At 69.2% G+C, this 19122-nt stretch carries 20 protein-coding genes; 6 read left to right on the top strand and 14 right to left on the bottom strand.

What is annotated here, in order from left to right:
- Positions 1-17: 17 nt before the first annotated feature.
- The 12 genes from AB0I77_RS07555 to AB0I77_RS07500 form a co-directional block, all read right to left on the bottom strand.
- Positions 18-1409 (bottom strand): hypothetical protein, encoded by a 1392-nt coding sequence (locus AB0I77_RS07555; RefSeq protein WP_363281450.1) that lies wholly within the window; start codon positions 1407-1409, stop codon positions 18-20.
- A 210-nt stretch (positions 1410-1619) separates the two neighbouring features.
- Positions 1620-2573: a zinc-binding dehydrogenase gene (locus AB0I77_RS07550; RefSeq protein ID WP_363281449.1), complete on the bottom strand. Its 954-nt coding sequence runs from the start codon at positions 2571-2573 to the stop codon at positions 1620-1622.
- Positions 2570-3400 (bottom strand): ABC transporter permease, encoded by an 831-nt coding sequence (locus AB0I77_RS07545; RefSeq protein ID WP_363281448.1) that lies wholly within the window; start codon positions 3398-3400, stop codon positions 2570-2572. The genes AB0I77_RS07550 and AB0I77_RS07545 overlap by 4 nt, the downstream gene beginning before the upstream one ends.
- Complete coding sequence (locus tag AB0I77_RS07540) at positions 3397-4233, bottom strand: ABC transporter ATP-binding protein (RefSeq protein WP_363281447.1); 837 nt, start codon at positions 4231-4233, stop codon at positions 3397-3399. Before AB0I77_RS07540 ends, AB0I77_RS07545 begins: the two co-directional genes overlap by 4 nt.
- 7 nt (positions 4234-4240) lie before the next feature.
- The gene (locus tag AB0I77_RS07535; protein WP_363281446.1) at positions 4241-5224 is read right to left on the bottom strand and encodes an ABC transporter substrate-binding protein; all 984 of its coding nucleotides are present in this window, start codon (positions 5222-5224) and stop codon (positions 4241-4243) included.
- Between the two features lie 136 nt (positions 5225-5360).
- Positions 5361-6563 (bottom strand): amidase, encoded by a 1203-nt coding sequence (locus tag AB0I77_RS07530; RefSeq protein ID WP_363281445.1) that lies wholly within the window; start codon positions 6561-6563, stop codon positions 5361-5363.
- A complete protein-coding gene (locus AB0I77_RS07525) occupies positions 6563-7087 on the bottom strand; it encodes a flavin reductase (RefSeq protein WP_363281444.1) in 525 nt (174 codons plus the stop codon). The genes AB0I77_RS07530 and AB0I77_RS07525 overlap by 1 nt, the downstream gene beginning before the upstream one ends.
- Positions 7088-7292: 205 nt before the next feature.
- Positions 7293-8072, bottom strand: a complete 780-nt coding sequence (locus AB0I77_RS07520; RefSeq protein WP_363281443.1) for an IclR family transcriptional regulator — start codon at positions 8070-8072, stop codon at positions 7293-7295.
- 168 nt (positions 8073-8240) lie between these two features.
- Positions 8241-9194 (bottom strand): PDR/VanB family oxidoreductase, encoded by a 954-nt coding sequence (locus AB0I77_RS07515; protein ID WP_363281442.1) that lies wholly within the window; start codon positions 9192-9194, stop codon positions 8241-8243.
- Entirely contained in the window at positions 9191-9709 is a 519-nt protein-coding gene (locus AB0I77_RS07510) for an aromatic-ring-hydroxylating dioxygenase subunit beta (RefSeq protein ID WP_363281441.1), read from the bottom strand. Before AB0I77_RS07510 ends, AB0I77_RS07515 begins: the two co-directional genes overlap by 4 nt.
- Entirely contained in the window at positions 9702-11000 is a 1299-nt protein-coding gene (locus AB0I77_RS07505; protein ID WP_363281440.1) for an aromatic ring-hydroxylating dioxygenase subunit alpha, read from the bottom strand. Before AB0I77_RS07505 ends, AB0I77_RS07510 begins: the two co-directional genes overlap by 8 nt.
- Before the next feature lie 29 nt (positions 11001-11029).
- A complete protein-coding gene (locus tag AB0I77_RS07500; protein ID WP_363281439.1) occupies positions 11030-12166 on the bottom strand; it encodes an acyl-CoA dehydrogenase family protein in 1137 nt (378 codons plus the stop codon).
- A gap of 158 nt (positions 12167-12324) precedes the next feature.
- Here AB0I77_RS07500 and AB0I77_RS07495 point away from each other — a divergent pair, with 158 nt between their 5' ends.
- From AB0I77_RS07495 to AB0I77_RS07480, 4 genes are read left to right on the top strand one after another with little or no spacing between them, the layout of a single operon-like run.
- The gene (locus tag AB0I77_RS07495) at positions 12325-13821 is read left to right on the top strand and encodes an ATP-binding protein (RefSeq protein WP_363281438.1); all 1497 of its coding nucleotides are present in this window, start codon (positions 12325-12327) and stop codon (positions 13819-13821) included.
- Positions 13822-13880: 59 nt separating this feature from the next.
- Positions 13881-14150, top strand: coding sequence for a hypothetical protein (locus tag AB0I77_RS07490; RefSeq protein ID WP_363281437.1), 270 nt, complete (start codon positions 13881-13883; stop codon positions 14148-14150).
- Positions 14147-15202: a maleylacetate reductase gene (locus AB0I77_RS07485; protein ID WP_363281435.1), complete on the top strand. Its 1056-nt coding sequence runs from the start codon at positions 14147-14149 to the stop codon at positions 15200-15202. Before AB0I77_RS07490 ends, AB0I77_RS07485 begins: the two co-directional genes overlap by 4 nt.
- Positions 15199-16095, top strand: a complete 897-nt coding sequence (locus AB0I77_RS07480; protein ID WP_363281434.1) for an intradiol ring-cleavage dioxygenase — start codon at positions 15199-15201, stop codon at positions 16093-16095. The genes AB0I77_RS07485 and AB0I77_RS07480 overlap by 4 nt, the downstream gene beginning before the upstream one ends.
- Positions 16096-16119: 24 nt before the next feature.
- On the opposite strand, the gene AB0I77_RS07475 is transcribed toward AB0I77_RS07480, so the two are convergent.
- Both AB0I77_RS07475 and AB0I77_RS07470 read right to left on the bottom strand, forming a co-directional pair.
- The gene (locus tag AB0I77_RS07475; protein WP_363281433.1) at positions 16120-16740 is read right to left on the bottom strand and encodes a response regulator; all 621 of its coding nucleotides are present in this window, start codon (positions 16738-16740) and stop codon (positions 16120-16122) included.
- Positions 16741-16780: 40 nt separating this feature from the next.
- On the bottom strand, positions 16781-17338 hold the full coding sequence (locus tag AB0I77_RS07470) for a nuclear transport factor 2 family protein (RefSeq protein ID WP_363281432.1): 558 nt from the start codon (positions 17336-17338) through the stop codon (positions 16781-16783).
- 289 nt (positions 17339-17627) lie between these two features.
- Between AB0I77_RS07470 and AB0I77_RS07465 the strand changes: the two genes are divergently transcribed.
- The gene (locus AB0I77_RS07465) at positions 17628-18440 is read left to right on the top strand and encodes an alpha/beta hydrolase (protein WP_363281431.1); all 813 of its coding nucleotides are present in this window, start codon (positions 17628-17630) and stop codon (positions 18438-18440) included.
- 39 nt (positions 18441-18479) lie between these two features.
- A complete protein-coding gene (locus AB0I77_RS07460; protein ID WP_363281430.1) occupies positions 18480-19115 on the top strand; it encodes a response regulator in 636 nt (211 codons plus the stop codon).
- Positions 19116-19122 lie beyond the last annotated feature (7 nt).

The following is a 19122-nucleotide window of genomic DNA, read 5'->3' as shown; positions in this document are numbered from 1 at the left end:
GGAAAGCGATGGCGAGGTCAGCCGCGCAGGGAGTCGAGCAGGTCGCCGATCTTCGCCGCGACGGTCTCGGCCGAGCCCTGGGCGTACGACGAGTCCATCGCCTCGTAGGTGATGCGGGCGTAGCTGCGGGACTCGGCCATGTTCTTCGAGCCGCCTTCGAGCATCGACAGGACGGCGGTGTGCGGGAACGGCGAGTGCTTCTTGATGCCGAGCGCGGTGTCGGTGGACAGCTCCGGTTCCACGCCGACGAACACGCCGTCCCCTACCTGGAGGGCCCAGATCGGCACGTCCGCCGTGGCGTCGGGGGTGAACTCGTGCGACTTGGTCGGCTGCGTGGGCAGCCCCGTCTTCACCGTGTCGACCGTGACGGAGTCGGTGACCAGACGCAGGGCCGAGGCCGCACCGCCCCCGGAGGTCCTGATGGTCTCGCTGACCCTGACGACTTCGGTGCCCAGGCGTTCGCCCTGCACCGTCAGCAGCAGCCAGCCCGCGTCCTGGGCGTCGACCTGGGACCAGTTCCTGTCCTTGTCGATGGTGTAGCGCTTGGACCGGAACGCCGGGGACTGGTCGCCGCAGGAGCCGACCAGGAAGAGCCCGACCACCTCGTCGTCGTACTGCTTCTCGACGTGCCGCGCCGCCGCGCCCGCGAGGTCCGCCGAGATCGGCAGGTCCCCGTTGGCCATGACCGACTCCATCATCACGGAGGACTGGACGCCGTAGTTCATGAGGACCGCGATCGGGTTGCCGTCCAGGTCGTCGAAGCGCGTGACGCCCACGCTCTTGTCGGAGGGGCCCGCCTCACCGGTGCCGAGCCACCAGCCGTCGGCGGTCAGGACGTCCCGGTTGACGTTCACGTCGCAGGTGCCGGTGCCGTACCCGACCCGCGCGGAGCGCAGTCCCTCGACCGCGGCCGCGATCGCGGTGGAGGTGGCCTCGGTGATCAGCTGCACGAACCGGGCCGTGCCGGCGCCGTTGCCGACCGGGGTGACGTGCGGGGCGGAGAAGGTGTGCGTCACGGTCACGACGATGTCGGCCGTCTCCGCACCGGCCGCCTTCGTGATGACCGACCTCATGTCGGCGAGCGCCTCGGCGCTGATCGACGTCAGCTCCAGTACGACGAGGGCGATGCGGCGTGAGCCGTTCTCCAGCAGGAGGATCCGCACGTAGAGGTCGTCGTGGACGGTGGTGAAGTTGTCCAGCGGAAGGAGGGAGGACGGGATGTCGATCGCGGCCCGGCCCGCCCCCGCTTTCAGCCCCGACGCGGCCGGCTTGGCGTCCGACGCCCGCGCCGCCGCCGTACCGCCCACGAGGGACGCGGCCGTCACCGCAGCGGCGACGGAGCCGTTCAGGAAGGACCGGCGGTGCAGTGAGCTTCTCTGCGGGGCGGCCCCGGACTCGTTCTTCGACATCACAACTCCCATTCACAGGCGGCGAATTCCTGGAGATCACTGCGAGAATCTCGCGGATTCCACGCCGCCGCGCGCAACCTAAAGCTGCACGCCGCACGATCTGGAAATGACCAGGACATATCTGCGTGACCTGTGAATTACGGAGCTGTTTTCATGGCGGGTTCACAGCATCCACCCGGGGCTTGTGGAGAGCCCGTCGCGGCGCGGAGATCACTCCATCGTCATCGCGACCTTGCCGATCGCCGCTCCTGTTCGCAGCCGTTCGACGGCCGTCTCCAGACGATCGAGGGTGTATCGCTCGATGGGCAGGTTCAGCTCCCCCGACGCGATCTCGGCCAGGAGACGGTCGCCGACCGGGGTGAGGTCCACGGCACGCGACATCATGCTGACCGGCAGCAGCGGGACGTCGGCGAGCAGGAAGTCGGCCAGGTCCACCGTGAGCTCCCGCCCCGCCGAGTAGCCGATCAGGGCGGCCCTTCCGCCCGGCCGGACGAGTTTCAGCGCGGCGGGCAGCACTGATCCGCCGACAGTGTCGATGAGCGCGTCGACGGGCTCGCCCACCGCATCCGCCGACAGGTCGCCGGCCAGCACCGCCTTGGCCCCCGCGGGGACATGTGCGCGCTTGGCCTGCCGCCCGACGACGCCGATCACCTCGGCGCCCGCCCGCAGGGCCAGCTGGACCGCCAGGCAACCGACGGCTCCGGCCGCGCCCGTCACCAGGACGCGCTCCCCCTCGCAGAGCGCGGCCACATCGTGCACGGCCGCCCACGCCGACCCCGCCGCCGAGAAGAAGCAGCAGGCCAACGCGGGATCCGTGCCCGGCGGCACCGGGACGACGGCCCGGTCCGCAGCGACGGCGTGCTCGGCCCAGCCGCCGTCACGGCTGAGCCCCAGTCCCGCCCCGCGCACCCGGACGAGCGTCCCCTCCGGGTGGACGTCCGATGCCACGACCGTGCCGCAGGCCTCCGTACCCGGGACGAACGGGAGCGAGGGCAGGATGCCGAAGTGGCCGTCCAGGACGTTCAGGTCCAGGTGACCCACCTGGGCGGCGAGCACACGGAGCAGTGTCTCGTCCGCCGCCCGGGTCGGCAGGGGCCGTCTCAGCGTCCGCGGCGGCGACCCGAAGCGCTCCAGGACCAGAGCGCGGGAGGTCCCCGTGGTCACAGCTTGACCCCGTACCGCCGCAGCCCCCGCGAGGCCACGATCCGCAGCACCCGGTCGAACACGAACCCGAGGACGCCGAGCGTGATGATGCCGACGAACACCCAGTCGATGCGGCCGTAGTTGCGTGAGGTCCAGATCAGCGCCCCGAGGCCGACCTGGGCCGCCACGATCTCGGCAGAGACGATGGTCAGGAAGCTGTTACCCATGGCCAGGCGGGCGCCGGTGACGATGTGCGGCACCGTGGCCGGCAGCACGACCAGGCGCATCACCTGCCACCGGCTCGCGCCCAGGCTGCCGGCGGCGCGCAGCTTCGACTCCCCGACCGAGAGCACGCCGGCGATGGTGTTCAGCGTGACGATGAAGACGGACGTGTAGAAGATCAGCACGACCTTCGACGCCTCCCCGATGCCGAGCCACACGACGGCCAGCGTCACGAACGCGACCGGCGGGATGAAGCGGAAGAACTCGATGTAGGGGTCCAGGAGTTGCCGGGCCACCGGCAGGAGCCCCATGAGCAGGCCAACCGGCACACCGACGACCACCCCGAGCCCCCATCCGATCAGGATGCGGCGCCCCGACGCGATGACGGAGTTCGGCAGGGTGCCGTCCGCGGTGAGGTCCTTGGCGGCGATCAATGTCGCCTTCGGCGAGGCGACCAGTGCCGCGCCGTAGCGCATCGCGAGGAGCTGCCAGACCACCACGCCGATCGCGACGGAGACCAGGTACAGGCCCACCGTCCGGGGCAGGCCGGACGCCGTGCGCGAGCGCCGTTCCCTCCGGCGCTCTGTCGCCCGGGCGGCATCGGGCGGGGTTGTCGTACTCGTCATTCCTTCTCTTCCCCGCTCTCCGGGTCCTGGTCGAATCCCTGCTGGCGCATGGCGGTACGGACCTCCTGCCCGATGTCGCGTCGCAGCTTCTGGTGCAGCGCGATCGCCTCCGGCGAGGTCTCGTCGCGCGGCCTGGGCAGATCCACGCGGTAGACGCTCTTGATCGAGGCCGCCGGTCCCGCGGTCATGACCGCGATCCGGTCGGCGAGGATGACGGCCTCGCCGATGTCGTGGGTGACGAACACCACGGTGCAGCCGGACTCCCGCCAGATGCGGTCCATCTCGGCCTGCATGACGTGCCGGGTCTGCGCGTCGAGCGCGCCGAACGGCTCGTCCATCAGCACGATCGGCGGCTTGTTCGCCAGGACCCGCGCGATCTGCACGCGCTGCCGCATGCCGCCGGAGAGCTGGGCGGGAAGCCGGTCGGCGAACTTGCGCAGGCCGACCAGGCCGATGTATTCGTCGGCCAGCGATGCCTGTTCCTTGCGCGACAGACCGCGCACGCGGGGGCCGAACGCGACGTTCTGCCGCACCGTCAGCCAGTCGAAGAGCGCGTCGCTGTTCTGAAAGACCATGCCCCGGTCGGGCGACGGCCCGTCGACCGGCGCCCCGTTGACGGTGATGGTGCCGGACGTGGCAGGGGTGAAGCCGGCCAGCGCCGACAGCAGCGTCGACTTGCCACAGCCGCTCGGGCCGAGCAGGCACAGGAACTCGCCCGCGGCGATGTCGAGGGATATGCCGTCGACGGCCTGGTAGGAGCCGAAGCGGATGCCCACACCGTCGATGCTCGTGGGAGCGCCGCGTGCGGCCTGCCGTTCCATCTCGATGGTCATGGGAACCTCACTTGCCGACATGCTCGGTGAACCAGTTCTGGAGAACGGCGGTGTCCACGTCCGCCGCCGACTTCGCCATGCCGGTGGCCACGTAGAACTGTGCGGTGGACTCGTAGCCCTTGAGGTCCGCCGCCGTGAAGCCGCGGGCCCCGAACTGGATTTCCTTGATCGCGGTCAGGGTCTGCGCGGCAGGGATCTTCGTGGCCTTCTGCGTGGCCTGCGCCGCCGCCTGCGGGTCCTGCTCGGTCATCGTCGCGGCCTCGTCGACGGCTTTGGCGACCTTGGCGGCGGTGTCCTGGTTGCCCTTCAGCCACTTGGCACCCGTGACGAGCCAGTGAACGGGCAGCACGCCGAAGTCACCGGTGGTCTCGGCGATCTTCCCGCCGAGCTCGACGGCCTTGGTGGGCCACGGCTCCCACAGGACGAACGCGTCGATGTCGCCCTTCTGCAGCAGGGCCGGGATCTCCGGCGGAGCCGCGGTCACGAACTTCACCGACTTCGGGTCGATGTTCTTGGACTGAAGAAACCGAATCGCGGCGAGCTGCGAGACGCCGGGCACGATGCCCATCTTCTTGATCTGCTTGGCATCGCTCACGCCCTTTCTCTCGACGACCTTCAGGTACTTGTCGTCCACCTGGTAGAGCAGCAGGGCGCGCATATCCGGGTTCTGCGGGAGCCGGCCGATCGTCGTCACGTCCGAGAGGCCGGCGAACTGGACCTGGCCGCCGGCGAACGCGTCGGCGGCCTCACCACCGCTGCCGAACTGCACGATCTTGACGTTGACGCCCGCCTTCTCGAACAGGCCTTTCTCGTCGGCCAGGAAGAGGGGGGCGTACGAGGCGTCGATGCCGACCCCGATCCGTATCTCGGGCCCGGCCGCGTCCGCCCCGGTGCCGGCGGAGTCGGTCGAGGCGGAACTACAGGCGGACATGGTCATGGTGAGTGCGATGGCGGCCACGACGGCACGCCAGGCGATGAGCGGTGTCTTCATGAGGACCTCGATGGGGCTGGGGCTGGGCCCGGGGCTGGTGGCTGCGGCGCGGTGCGGGAGTTCGTCGAACCGTAGGGTCGCGGTCCGGTGGGCCGCAGGGCCGGGTCCGGTGACCGGACCGTCACAGAATCTGCCGTCATGTACCGCGGCGGAGTGCGGCGAGTGCCTCGACGCAGCGGGCGACGTGGAGCAGTCGGCCCACGCGGTCGGGGTGGCCGAGGAGTTGCAGACCGAGCGGCATACCTGCCGCGTCACGATGGCCGGGAACGGTCACGGCGGGCAACCCGAGCAACTGCCAGGGGCGGCTGAGAACGGGCGAACCGGTGGCGTCAAGACCGCGGGGCGCGGGGCCGGGGGCGGCCGCCCCGAGGATGGCGTCGACATCCGTGAGCATGTCCAGAACCCGGGTGCGGGCCGTGATGGCGGTCTCCAGGGCCGTCCGGTAGGCGGCGTGGGGCGTCCGCCGCCCTTGTTCCAGCAGCTCTCGCAGGGGCTTGCTCAACGCGGAGGGCTGCTCGGACTCGACGGCCGGCGAGCGGGCGGCCTCGTAGGCCATGACAACGGCGTGCGCCTCGGCCAGTTCGGGCGTGCGGATGTCCAAGTCGCCGATCTCCGCTCCGGTTCCGAGCAACGCGAGGCGCGTGTGGTCCAGGGCGTCGCGCATGGAGGGGGCGATGTCGGCGAGTTCGGTGCCGCGCCAGAGCAGCACCCGTGGCCGGTCGGTGGCGTCGATCGTCGTGCCGTCGACGGCCGCGATCGCCGCCGCGAGGTCAGCGACCGTGGGGGTCATCAGCCCCGGCGCGTCCAGACTCGGGCTGAGCCCGGTGATCCCCCGGGTGGACCAGGTTCCGACGGGGGCGACATATCCGGCGACGCCGCAGTACGACGCGGGCCGGGTCAGCGAGCCGGCCGTCTGCGAGCCGAGCGCCAGCGGCACCACACCCGCCGCGACCGCGGCCGCCGAGCCGCTGGAGGATCCTCCCGGAGTCCGGGTCACGTCGTGGGGATTGCGGGTCGGACCGGGCTGGAAGTAGGCGAACTCGGTGGTGACCGTCTTGCCGAGCGGTACGGCTCCGGCCCGGCGCAGGACGTCCACCAGCCAGGCGTCGTCGGTGGCGATCCGCCCGCGCCGCAGCGGCGACCCGCACTCGGTGGGCAGACCGGCGACGTCGATGATGTCCTTGACGCCGAACGGCAGGCCCCGCAGCGGCCCGTCCGGGGCCCGTTCGGCCGCCGCCCGCGCCCCCGGTGCGTCCACCAGCGTCCAGGCCAGTATCGTCGCCTCGGTCTCCTCGACGCGCCGCAGCGCGACCTCGATCGCTTGAGTGATCGCTTCCATCAGCGGGCCGCGGGCGAGACGGCGCCCAGGCGGTGGAAGCCGCGATTGAAGTAGACCAGGCTCTGGCCACCTCTACGGGTGCGCATCCGTTCGATCTCCACGAACAGCACGCTGTGCGACCCCAGTCGCTTGCAGTCCTTCACCACCCCGATCACGGTCACCAGCGCGTCCCTCAGGACCGGCACTTTCTGGTCGAGATCCCAGATGTCCCAGGTGAACCGTTCGGCCATGGGGACCTTCGTCGCCCCGGCGAAGTGCATCGCAAGCTCCTGCTGGCCGCCACCCAGAACGTTGACGCAGACGCGGCTGTTGGCCTTGAACACATCGTGCATGGCGCTCTCGCGGTTGAGGCAGACCAGCACCGTCGGTGGATCGTCGGTCACCGAGCAGACCGCGCTGACCGTGATGCCGCAGCGGCCGCTGGGACCGTCGGTCGTCATGATGTTGACGGCTGCGGCCAAGTGCGCCATTCCCTCCCGGAATTCAGCCTGGGAGGGGGGCTGATCGGTTTCTATGACGGTCACGGATTGCTCCTTTGTGGTGTGGTCACACAGGTCGGCCACCGAACGCGGGGATTTCGACCGCGAGGCACAGGCGTTGGTCGGCGGCGAAGGAACGTCCGGTATGTCGGCGTACAGTTCGGCGGTGCTCTCACGCTACGAGTGCCACGATCGGCCGACAATCGGAGATTTGCCCGGCCGCCTAGGAGAAATCCTTAGCTTGCCGCGGTCAACCGACGAGCTTGGTCCAGTAGGGCGAGTCGTCACGCAGGGCTGCGACGGGCCCCTGAAGGCTGCGGCTGATGTCGGCCGCGGCAGCCCACAGGGCATGGACGATCCGCTGATCGTCGCAGCGCTCGACCGGCATCGTCGCCGAGACCGCGGAGATGACGCGGTCGCTCGCGCCGTACATGATCGGGACCGCGAAAGTCTTGAAGCCCTGGACGCACTGCTCCCGTTCGTCGGCCCAGCGGCGCTCGCGAATCGTCTCCAAGTGCGCGATGAATTGCGAGACGTCCCCGATACCGTGCGGTGCCAGCGGCGTCAGGGCGGCCTCGTCGAGCGCCGCGAGAATATCGTCGCGGTCCTCGCGGTGCGCCAGGAAGATCCTTCCCGAGGCGGTGAGCCAGCTCGGCACTGTCGTGCCTACGGCTGTCAGGACCCGCGCCTCCCGACGGCCCGCAAGCCGTTCGAGGTAGACGCAGTCGACTCCATGCGGCACCGCAAGGTGGATAACCGACTTCGTAGCGGTGCGCAGGTCGATCAGCGCCGGTCGCGCGACGGTGCGAAGGCCGGCCGGCCCCGGCACGAGTTGCCCCAGCTCGAAGATGCGCCAGCCGAGCTGGTAACCGCCGGCAGTCCGTGCCAGGTACCCGAGATGCACCAGCTCCGTCGCCAGCCGGTGCACCGTGGCCTTGCGGACGCCCGAACGGCGACTGAGCTCGGTCAGGCCCAGTGACGGGGCATCGGATGCGAAGGCTCCCAGCAGGAGATGGGCCTTGCCGAGCACCGATAGAGGGTGGGATTCATCAGGAACTTGTCGCGTACTCGCGGACATCCCAGCCCCTTGCGTCGACTTTGTGGATGAAAGGAATTGTGAGTGTCCCCACTCCCCGTGTCCAGTGCGTCAAAGGCAGGAAAACTCCTGGCCAGACACGGATAGAGCCCCAACAGAGCCTCAGTAGAGCTCGATGACGAGCTTTTCGGACAGGGCCCTGGAGACGCACAGGGCCATCTGCGTGCCCGATGCCCTGTCAGCAGCGGAGAGACAGTTGTCGCGGTGGTCCGGGACGCCCTCCAGAACCCCGGACACGCACGAGCCGCAGACGCCTTCCTCGCAGGACTTGGAGACCTCGATGCCGTTCTCGGTCAGCACCCGCAGGATCGACGTGTCGGCGGGGATCTCGAAGACCTCTCCGGTGTCGAGCTCGACCATGAACGGCTGGTCCGCTCTCGTGTCGCTCTTTGTGGCGACGAAGTACTCGACGTGAACGTGGTCGGCGCCGACCACCGGAGCGAAGACCGAGACCACCTGGTCCATGAAGCCGCGCGGGCCGCAGACGTAGACGTGGCCGGCCGGCGTCAGGCCGGGGGCGGCCTCGGCGAGGACCGCAGGCTGGTCCCCCCGCTCCACGCCGAAGTGCAGGAACACCCGGTCACCGAACTCGACACGATTCTCCAGCAGGTCGACAAAGGCGGCTTCCCCCCGTGAGCGCGCGAAGTAGTGCAACTCGAACTCCGCGCCTCGGGCGTGCAGTTCATAGGCCATGCTCAGCAGCGGGGTGACTCCGATCCCGCCCGCGACCAGAACGTGCCGGTCGGCACCCTCGGCCGGCGCGATCAGGCTGTGCGGTTCGCTGATCGTGAGGCGGTCGCCCGTGGCGACCTTGTGCAGGGCGAGAGAGCCGCCCCGCGACCGTGGCTCCCGCTTGACCGCGATGAGCAGGGACGACGGGTCGCCCGGAGGACCGCACAGGGAGTACTGCCGCAGCACGCCGGTGGGACCGGTCACGTCGATGTGCGCGCCCGCCTGGTAGGGAGTGAACGGCTCACCGTCCTCGCGAACCAGTCGCAAGGTCCGGATCTCCGGGGTTTCCCGCGCCACCTCGGCGATCCGGACGACGACGCTCACAGCAGGAATCCCGCTGCCGGCACGGTGTCCTCGCAGTCGACGAGACGGACCGCTTTCAGCGCGATCCGGTCGCCGTGCTCCGAGAGCCGGATCCTGTGAGTGACCTGGGCCGCCCACAGGTCATGCCGGCCGCGCTTGTACGCGACGACGACCTGCGCCGAGCGGAGCGTGACCTCATGGTCGAAGACCTCGGTCGGCACGAACCGCGAGACCGTCCGGATGGTGCGCGCGGCATCCACCGCTGCGATGGCATGGCCCTCGGTCATCCGGGTGACGCGCATCCGCCGCATCCGCGCGTCGTCGTAGACCATGTTGAGGCTGTTCGCGAAGTCATCGGTCTCCGGGTCGATCGGGATGACGTAATGGCCGTCCTCGGTGTAGAGGTCCTGCCACGCGTCGTACTCCTTGCGGTCGAGCAGATCGGCCTCGTTCCAGACCAGCTCGATCGCGCGCGCCACACGCGGGTCGGCCAGCAACGGGGCGCGGGTGCTGTTCCCGGTCGGTGTGTCAGTCATCGCTCATCATCCGCTTCCACATGCTGTACGCCGTGCGCATGCCGGTCTCGTCGGTGACATGGGACGTCGGCCAGCCTTCGGGGCTCTTCGTCTCGCGGGCCAGGCCCCGGTTGACCATGATCGGCATCTCCGGGGCGGCTTGCGCGCCCCGCTGGACCCGGTCCCAGCCCTCGGCGTCGTCGGGGGTGCCGAAGCCGAAGGGGCCCTGGAAGTGCTCATGCGCCCGCAGCCGCTCCCGGTTGACCGGTCCGACGATCTCCGGCGGGCCGTCGGCACCGAGCGCGACGTGCTCGATCCAGGTCTCGTCGACCGATATGGGGCGCAGCACCCGGAAGAACGCGATCGACATCGACACGTTCGGGAAGAGATTGAGATTGAAGCCGGTGCCGTGAATTGAGCGCACCAGCCTGCGGATCGCGGCGTCGTCGAGGCCGGTGGCCCGCAGCTCGGCGACCAGGCCGTCGAAGCGGGGCTGCAGCGGCTCGGTGCCGTCGTCGGCGTCGAGATCGGAGTGCTCGGGCACCATCTGCATGACGCTGTGGCCGTTGCCGAGGTCGTGGGTGATCGCCGCCAGGTCGGTCATGAAGGACATCATGTCGGCGGTCTCGGCGTCGACCGAGGCCATCCACGAGCGGTGCACGATCGGGAAGTGGTAGCCGTCGGTGGTGTTTTCGAGCTGGATCTTCCAGTTGCCGCTGAACCTGAATCTGTGGGTGCCCAGCACCTTGACCGGGTAGCCGCCGCCCTGCTTCATGAACCGGTCGATCCAGAACCTGACGTCGCCGAGGAACTCGGAGAGCGGCTCGGCCTCGTCGTTGAACGTGGCGAAGATCATCCCCCCGTAGGACTCGGTGCGGAGCTTCTTCAGCCCCATGCCCTCCTTCTCCATGACGCCCTCGTAGCCGTCGGGGTAGGGGATGCCGCGCAGCCTGCCGTCCAGGCCGTACGACCAGGCGTGGTAGGGACAGGTGAAGCCGTTGGCATTGCCCTGCCTCCGTTCGCAGATACTGGCGCCGCGATGGCGGCACCGGTTGAGCAGCGTGTTGATGTTCCCCTTGCGGTCCTTGGTCACGATGACGGGCTGCCGACCGACGTGGGTCGACTTGAAACTGCCCGCCTTCGGCAGCTCGCTGTCATGAGCCACCCAGACCCAGGTGCCCTCGAAGATCTTCGTCATCTCCTGCTCGAAGATCTCCGGATCGGTGTACATCCGCCCGGCGACGCGGTCGCTGAGGACCAGGTCGGCCGGCGCGAGGTCGTGGACGTTCTCTGCGGTGAACTCGGCAGTCACCGGGTTACCTCCAGTTCCGGGTGGACGATTTACGGGAAGCCCGGGATGGTGGACGGCCGGCCCATCAGCAGGGCCCCGGCGCCGTCGTAGACCGCCTGGCCCAGGGTGGCGTGGAGCTGCGGGACATGAGCGTCCTGGCGCAGCAACTGCAGCGGGTGACTGTTGTTGATGATCCCCGCGCCGGAGATCCCGCACAGATCGTGGACGACCTGCGCGCAGACGTCGGCGATGTTGGCCGACGACAGCCGGATCCGGGCGAGCTGGCGCGGGCTCACGTCATCTCCGGTGAGGACCGTCTGCCAGACCTCGTGGGCGACGTCGTAGTAGAAGGCACGGGCCGAGTGGAGCGCGGCGTAGGCCTTGGCGAAGTTGGTGCGGTAGTAGGCCCGGTCCGCCATCGGCGGGGCCGAGGTGACCCCGGTCCGGGCGCCGGCCCGCTGTACGAACTCGAGCGCGGCCTGGGCGACACCGAGGCCGACGGCCGCGTGGACCTGGGCCTGGAAACCGATGAGCGGGTAGCGGAAGAGGGGCTCGTCGATGGTGGACGGGCCGCCGCGGACAAAGGTCCACTCACGGGGCACTTCGACATCCCGCACGACGACGTCGAACGACCCGGAGGCACGCATGCCCGTGACGTCCCAGTCCTGGACGATCTCCACCTGGGGCTTGTGGAGCAGCCCCACCCGGGGCCTGCCCTCGGACGCCTCGTCGAGGAGACCGACGCCGATCAGATCGGCGCCCATGCAGCCGCTGGCGAACTTCCACCGGCCGCCCACCAGGAACCCCTTCCCGGTCTCGGCGGCCGGCTGCATCGGAAAGAGACCGCCGGCGTACACCACGTCGGGGCCGTCCCGGTAGATCTCGGCCTGGGTATCGATCGGCAGGGCTCCCAGGTACGTCAGGGCGGAGGCGAAGGCCACCACCCAGCCCGCCGAGCCGTCGACCTTGGCGACCCGCTCGACGATCCCGATGAACTCCGCGGGCGGAAGCGGCTCGCCACCGAACCGCTTCGGTGCCGCGGCCCGGTACACGCCCAGCGGCTTGAACTTCTCGATGAAGTCGCGCGGTACGTAGCCCTGGGCGTGGAACTCCTCGCGCCGCTCGGCCAACTCGGCCAGCACCGAGTCCCAGGTCGCGGAGGCCGCCGCCTTTGGGGTCTGCGACATGACAGGTTCACTCCTCGTCCGGATCGGTGCCATCGACGCTAAGGAACGAGGAGTTTCGCGCCAATCGGGAATGCCTCGCCGGACCTAGGGAATTCCTTCAGTCCGGACAGGCTGCTCGGCATGGCGGCGTCGCGCCTGCGCCACATACGCTGCACGGCATGCTGATGGACTCCGACCTGGTCGCGTTGATGAATGCCTCGGACGTCTGCACGCTCGTCCACGACGCGAAGACCAAGCGGATTCTCTGGGCGAACCCGGCAGCGTGCGCGATGCTCGAGTTCAGTCTTGACGAGATCCTCCCGCTGCGCGCCAACCACATCAGCAGCGCGGCACAGCAGTACGACCGGGTCGTCGCGCGCGCCTGGCTCCAGGAAGCGATCGACAAGGGAACCAGCCGGCTGGAGTGGCGTCTTCGGTCCAAGTCGGGACGTCTCATTCCGACGGACGCGGTCGCGGTCCGGGTGGAGCTCGCCGAGGGACCCGCGGTCATGGTGCAATATCGCGACATCGAGCGTGAGCGGCGCTCCGAAGCGGACCAGCGACTGGCCGAGTCGTACGTCGAGACGCTGACGCGCCACACCTCGACCGTCGCCTTCATGCTCGACGCGAGCGGTGTGATCGTTTCGGCGACCGACACCGCGCTCGGATACCTCGGACTCACCGGCAACTCCGGCCTCCTTGGCCGGCCGCTGGCGTCGTACGCCGACCTGCGTGTCCGTGGGGAGCCCGCGCCCTGGGCCGACGTCGTGGCCGCAACGGACCCCATCGTTCCGGTCGGGCTCGAGATCAAGCAGCCGGACAGTCACCCGGTGTGGCTGGAGGGCAGCGTCGAACGGCTGCCGGAGCAGCAGGCCGATGCCTCCTATCTGATGATCATGCACGATGTCTCCGACCGGGTACGCGGGGATGCGCTGCGAGAACTGGAGCAGCATCGCGAGAACTATCTGGCGCGCTACAACGTGATGGGGGACATGGCCATGGCCATCGCCCACGAGCTGGGCCAGCCGCTCGCCGCGGCCGGCAACTTCCTCGCCGGGATCCAGGCGCACACCGAGGTCCTGGCGGCGAACGGCCGGCTGGCCGGCGAGGACTGCGGGCCACTGGAGTACGGCCTGGAGAGCGTGAGCCGTCAGATCGAGCGAGCCGCGACGATCGTCAACACGCTGCGGGCCTTCGTCGGGCGTCTCGAGCACGTCGAGCAGGTTGTCGAGCTCAACGATGTCATCAATGAATGCCTCCCCTTCATCCGGTTGCGGGCCGAGCCCGCCGGAGTCCGGGTCAAGCTCGACCTTGCCGGCCATCCGGTCCCGGTGCGCTGCGAGCGTGTTCTCACCGGGCAGGTCGTCCTCAACCTCTGTTTCAACGCGATCGAGGAAATGGCCGAGTGCGAGACAGCGCTCGCAGCGGACCGGCAGATCGAACTCAGGACCGGCAGCCGCGGTGGGGAGGGTGTGTTCACGGTCGCCGATCGTGGCCGCGGACTGCGCCAGGACCCCTTCACCGAGTCCTTCACCGAGAAAGCCGGTGGCAGTGGGATCGGCCTGGCGCTGAGCCATCGGATCATCACGCGCCAGCATGGGGGGATCTGGAGCGAGCACCGTGACGGCGGTGGCTCGACGTTCGGCTTCGCGCTTCCGCTGAGCACCGACGCGTAAGCAGAAGGAGATGATGCCCGTGGAAGCTGACCGTGCGATCGTCGCCGGCAGGAACGTGCATGACTGACGAGAGCCGCCGGATGACGCTGACCTGTTACAACGACACCTTCGGCCATGGCTGGCGCCACGTGGATCTGTTCACCTACGACGCCGACGGCCGCGAGCTCGACTGGGTCCACTGGGCGGTGTCCGCGGACGGCCCCGACGCCGCGGACGAGGTCACCGCCGAGGTCGAACCCCGGCTCAGGCGGACCTCGCGGTGGTGGCACGGCGTCAGCGCCAGTGGCATGGACTACTGGCAGGCCGACGCCGCTTGGGACGAGACATGAGGTTCCTCCATGACAGCCTGCCCCAGCGAGTTCGGTTCGCTTCGCACGAGGCGGCTGGGCAACTGGCCGAGGAGGTCGGGGAACTCGGGGCGTCCCGGGTGATGGTGATCGCGTCCGAGGCGGCGAAGGAGTCGTCCGAGCGGGTCGCCGCGGGGCTGCCGGTGGCGGTGTGGCACCACGAGGTCGCGATGCATGTGCCGGTGGACGTCGCGTTCCGGGCGCGGGAGGCGGCGGCGGCGCATGACGTGGACGCGCTGGTGGCGGTGGGTGGGGGCTCGACCACGGGGCTGGCGAAGGCGGTGGCGCTGACCACGGGGCTGCCGATCATCGCGGTGCCCACGACGTACGCCGGCTCGGAGGCCACCAACGTATGGGGTATGACCGAGGCTGATCGCAAGACCACCGGCGCTGACGACCGTGTGCTCCCGCGGACGGTGGTGTACGACGCCGCACTGACGCTCACGCTGCCGGTGGAGGTGTCGGTGGCGTCGGGTCTCAACGCGCTGGCGCACTGTGTCGACTCGATGTGGGCCCCGCGGGCAGACCCGATCAACGCCGTGCTCGCCGGAGAGGGCATCCGGGCGCTCCGCGCGGGCCTGCCCGCGGTGAAGGCCGATCCGACCGGCCTTGAGGGCAGGGAGCAGACGCTGTACGGCGCGTACCTGTCGGCGGTGGCGTTCGCCTCGGCCGGCTCCGGGCTGCACCACAAGATCTGCCACGTACTGGGCGGGATGTTCGACCTGCCGCACGCACCGACCCACGCCGTCGTGCTGCCGCATGTGCTGGACTTCAACGGCCCGGCCGCGCCGGACGCCGAGCGGCGGATCGCACTCGCCTTCGACGCGCCCTCGGCCGGCGAAGGACTTGCCGCGCTGCGCGCCGAGCTGGACGCGCCCGTCGCGCTGCGCGCCTTGGGCATGCCCGAGGACGGCATCGCCCCCGCGGTGAAGGCGGTACTGGCCGTCGTTCCCGCCGGCAACCCCGCCCTCGTCACCGAAGACGACCTCACCGCACTGCTTCGTGCGGCATGGGAAGGAAACCTGCCCCGATGACCACTACCCCCGTTGCTGTCAGCGCCGAGCAGCGCTCCCGTGAGGAACAGCTCATCGAGCGCGTCGTGCGCTCCTTCGACACCTGTTCCGACCCGCGGCTGACCGAACTCATGGTCGGTCTGGTCCGCCACGTGCACGCCTACATCCGCGAGGTGCGGCTGACCGAGGAGGAGTGGAACAGGGCGATCGGCTTCCTCACCCGATGTGGTCACATCACCGACGACAAGCGGCAGGAGTTCATCCTGCTCTCCGACGTCCTCGGTGCCTCGATGCAGACCATCGCGGTCAACAACGAGGCCTACGGCGACGCGACCGAGGCAACCGTCTTCGGGCCGTTCTTCGTCGAAGGTTCCCCTCCGGTGCCGATCGGCGGCGACATCTCGAACGGTGCGGCCGGTGAGCCGTGCTGGGTGGAGGGCACCGTCAGCGACACCGACGGCAATCCGGTCGCGGAAGCGCTCATCGAGGTCTGGGAGGCCGACGCGGACGGCCGCTATGACGTGCAGTACGACGACGACCGGACCGCTGCCCGGGGCCGGCTCCGCACCGACGGCCGGGGCCGCTACTCCTTCTGGGCCATCACCCCGACGCCGTACCCGATCCCGCACGACGGCCCCGTCGGCCGGCTGCTCCAGGCAGTGGGCCGCTCCCCGATGCGCGCCTCCCACCTGCACTTCAGGGTCAGCCACCGCGGCTGCCGTACCCTCGTCACCCACATCTTCGTCCGCGGCGACGAACTGCTCGGCTCCGACAGCGTCTTCGGGGTGCGGGACTCCCTGGTCAAGGACTTCGTGCAGCATCCGGCCGGGACGCCCACGCCTGACGGGCGGCAGATCGACGGCACCTGGTCGAAGGCGCGCTTCGACATCGTGCTGGCACCGGCGAGGGGCTGACTCCCGCCGTCTGCGGCTCCCTATTCAGACGCTGATCCGAAACGACAGGATGTCCCGCACCAGGGCACCGAGGGTCTCGGCCCCGGTCTTGGCCTTGATCCCGGCCCGGTGCACGTCGATCGTCTTGACGCTCGCGCCCAGCCGACGCGCGATCAGCTGCCTCGACAGCCCGTCGATCACCAGCCGCAGCACATCCCGCTCCCGTGGCGTCAGGCTCCGCAGCCGCTCCTCCACGCGCCTGCGATTCGCCTGTGCGGCGAAGGCGCGTTCGGCCTCGGCGAGCTGGGCCTGCACGATCTCCAGCATCCGCTGCGCCTCATAGGGCTTCTCCAGGAAGTCCACCGCTCCCGCCCGCATCGCACGCACCGACAGCGAGATGTCGCCGTGCGCCGAGCAGAAGATGACCGGGGCCGGATAGTCGCGGCGGATCAGCCGCTCCTGGAGCTGGAAGCCACTGAGCCCCGGCATCCGGACGTCGACGATGACCACACCCGGTTCGCCGGGGTCGAACTCCGCCAGAAAGCTGGCCGCGTCCGGATAGGTGAGCGCGACGATCCCGACGCTCTTCAGGAGGAAGACCAGTGACTGGCGCAGGTCCTCGTCGTCGTCGACGATGTGGACAACCGGTGACTCCCGCCGCGTCACCGCTCTCCCCTCCGTATCAGCGAGAAGGCGCTGGACACGGTTACAGCCGCATCAGCACTGAGGCCGACGGATGACTCGCGGCGAAGTTCGCCGGGAGCGGAGCGACGAAGACGTTCTCGGTACGAGTCCGGGTGATCTTCCAGGCGCCGCCGATGCTGCGGAAGGCGTTGTTGAGCCGACTCGAACGCAGCAGGGCCTGACCGTCGGAGAACAGCCAGGGCTGCATGTGGATCCACTGGCCGGTGGCCTCGTCGCCTTCGACGTGAATCTGTTCCGACGTCAGATAGTGCGCGTTGAGGAGCAGCGCCGGGTCCTGTTTCTCACCCCAGAAGGTCTCGAAGTGGGCGCGGATCGCGGCATGGCCCTCGGCCCGGCCGAACTGGCCGTCGTAGTACTCCCCCACACCCTCCCAGACGGCGTCCTCGGTGTAGAGCTCCATGATCAGGTCGATGCGGTGCGTGTCGTCGCGGACACCGAACTCCGGGCATGGTGTGTCGCACAGGAACATGTAGCGTGCCTGAACCCGGCGGATCTCCGCCTCGGCTTCCAGCACCCCGATCCGCTGGGTCAACTCCGCGATGGTGGCGTCTTGCGTCATCGTTCTTCCCTTCCGCGGCAACAGCCTGCCGGTGGTGACTGCCGGTCACACGGCCGCTTGGCCGCTCCCGAGGCTAGGGGTCCGCTCGCCTCCACGGACGGCCGTGGTTCGGTGAGCGGTCCCGCCGCGGCAGGGGGGTGCGCCGAACCACGCCGGCCTGGAGGTGGGCCTGTTCAGCGCACGGTGGTTCGGTTCGCTGACCGGACCAGCCCATGGCCTGGACCGGTCCCGGAACCGACACTGACGCCACTTGGCATTCCGGCATTCCGTTCCGCTTCGAAGGAGGCTCATGTCCGGCATCACCGTCCGCTATGGCTACGTCGATACGCCGCTCGGGCAGCTGCACTACACCGAGGCCGGAGCCGGCGAGCCGCTCATCCTGCTGCACCAGACTCCCCGCTCGCTCGACGAGTTCACACAGGTGCAGCCGTTGCTCGCCGCCGAGCGTCGCGTGATCGCGATGGACATGTACGGCTTCGGCCTGTCCGCGAAGCCCCCCGCGCCGCAGACCATCGAGCAGTACGCCTCCGGCGTGCTCGCTCTCGCCGACGCACTGGGCCTGACCACGTTCGCCGTCCTCGGACACCACACGGGCATGTTCGTGGCGTCCGAAGTCGCCGCGGCCGCTCCCGGTCGGGTGACCGCCGCGATCCTGTCCGCCGGTGCCTATGCCGACGCTCACTTCCGTGAGCCTGCGGCCGGCTCGGATGTCGACACCGCGGAAAAGCGGGACGACGGCAGTCACCTCACGACGCTGTGGGCGAAGCGTGCTCCGCTCTACCCGGCCGGACGTCCCGATCTCCTCGACCGTTTCATCCGGGATGCCCTCGCTCCGGGGGTGGATCCCCGGGAAGGTCACCTGGCCTGCAAGCGCTACGTCATGGAGGACCGTGTCGGTCTGGTCACCGCACCCGTGCTGCTCCTCGCGGCCACGGCGGACCCGGTGTCCTACCCGCACTCCGAGCAGCTGTCCAAGGTCTACACCAATGCCGACACCGTGAAGGTCCGCGAAATCGACGGCGGCATGATTCCCCTGATGGAGCAGAAGCCGACCGAAGTGGCGGACGAGGTCCTCTCGTTCCTGGCCGCAGTCGGCGATTGAGGCGCGGCGGTGACACCTCCTGGCCGGAAGGCAGGCTGCATGACATCGCTGGAACGGCCGCCTCGACACAACCCCGTCGTCCACATCGTCGACGACAGCGAGGATCTCCGCAGGTCCCTCGTCTTTCTCTTCGAGAGTGTGGGCATCGAGGCGCTCACCTACGCAGACGCGACCTCGTTCCTCGCCGAGTTCGACCCGGATGAGCCGGCGGTCGTCATCGTCGACATCCGCATGCCCGGGCTGAGCGGCTTCCAGTTGCAGGAGCGGCTGCTCGAACTCGACTACCCGGCACCTCTCGTCTTCTGCTCCGCACACGGCGACATCCCGATGTCGGTGCGAGCGCTGCGGCACGGGGCCGCCGACTTCCTGGAGAAGCCCTACCAGCCCCAGCGGATGCTCGAGCTGGTGCAGGACCAGCTTCTTCAGGCGCGTCGGCGGTTCGCCGCGCACGCCCGCCGCACAGCGGTCCTCCGGCGTCTCGAAACGCTGACCCAACGGGAACGCGAGGTACTCCGGCACGTCATCGACGGACTGCCCAGCCAGGTCATAGCCCGCAGGCTCGGCGCCAGTGCCAAGACCGTCGACGTCCACCGTGCGAGGATCAAGGCCAAGACAGATTCGGAGAGCCTTGGCTCGCTCGTCCACGACATCCTGCTGTACGAGATCGACGTCTAGCTTGCGG

Origin of the sequence: Streptomyces sp. NPDC050619, from assembly GCF_040654815.1 — a bacterium.
Classification (GTDB): domain Bacteria; phylum Actinomycetota; class Actinomycetes; order Streptomycetales; family Streptomycetaceae; genus Streptomyces.
This window is presented reverse-complemented; position numbering and strand designations above follow the sequence as displayed.

Coding starts and splice junctions, on each gene's coding strand:
- AB0I77_RS07465 (WP_363281431.1), top strand. CDS start 17,628: ATGTCCGGCATCACCGTCCGCTATGGCTACGTCGATACGCCGCTCGGG.
- AB0I77_RS07540 (WP_363281447.1), bottom strand. CDS start 4,233: ATGACCATCGAGATGGAACGGCAGGCCGCACGCGGCGCTCCCACGAGC.
- AB0I77_RS07485 (WP_363281435.1), top strand. CDS start 14,147: ATGAGGTTCCTCCATGACAGCCTGCCCCAGCGAGTTCGGTTCGCTTCG.
- AB0I77_RS07480 (WP_363281434.1), top strand. CDS start 15,199: ATGACCACTACCCCCGTTGCTGTCAGCGCCGAGCAGCGCTCCCGTGAG.
- AB0I77_RS07535 (WP_363281446.1), bottom strand. CDS start 5,224: ATGAAGACACCGCTCATCGCCTGGCGTGCCGTCGTGGCCGCCATCGCA.
- AB0I77_RS07470 (WP_363281432.1), bottom strand. CDS start 17,338: ATGACGCAAGACGCCACCATCGCGGAGTTGACCCAGCGGATCGGGGTG.
- AB0I77_RS07495 (WP_363281438.1), top strand. CDS start 12,325: ATGCTGATGGACTCCGACCTGGTCGCGTTGATGAATGCCTCGGACGTC.
- AB0I77_RS07555 (WP_363281450.1), bottom strand. CDS start 1,409: ATGTCGAAGAACGAGTCCGGGGCCGCCCCGCAGAGAAGCTCACTGCAC.
- AB0I77_RS07530 (WP_363281445.1), bottom strand. CDS start 6,563: ATGGAAGCGATCACTCAAGCGATCGAGGTCGCGCTGCGGCGCGTCGAG.
- AB0I77_RS07500 (WP_363281439.1), bottom strand. CDS start 12,166: ATGTCGCAGACCCCAAAGGCGGCGGCCTCCGCGACCTGGGACTCGGTG.
- AB0I77_RS07490 (WP_363281437.1), top strand. CDS start 13,881: ATGACTGACGAGAGCCGCCGGATGACGCTGACCTGTTACAACGACACC.
- AB0I77_RS07510 (WP_363281441.1), bottom strand. CDS start 9,709: ATGACTGACACACCGACCGGGAACAGCACCCGCGCCCCGTTGCTGGCC.
- AB0I77_RS07545 (WP_363281448.1), bottom strand. CDS start 3,400: ATGACGAGTACGACAACCCCGCCCGATGCCGCCCGGGCGACAGAGCGC.
- AB0I77_RS07460 (WP_363281430.1), top strand. CDS start 18,480: ATGACATCGCTGGAACGGCCGCCTCGACACAACCCCGTCGTCCACATC.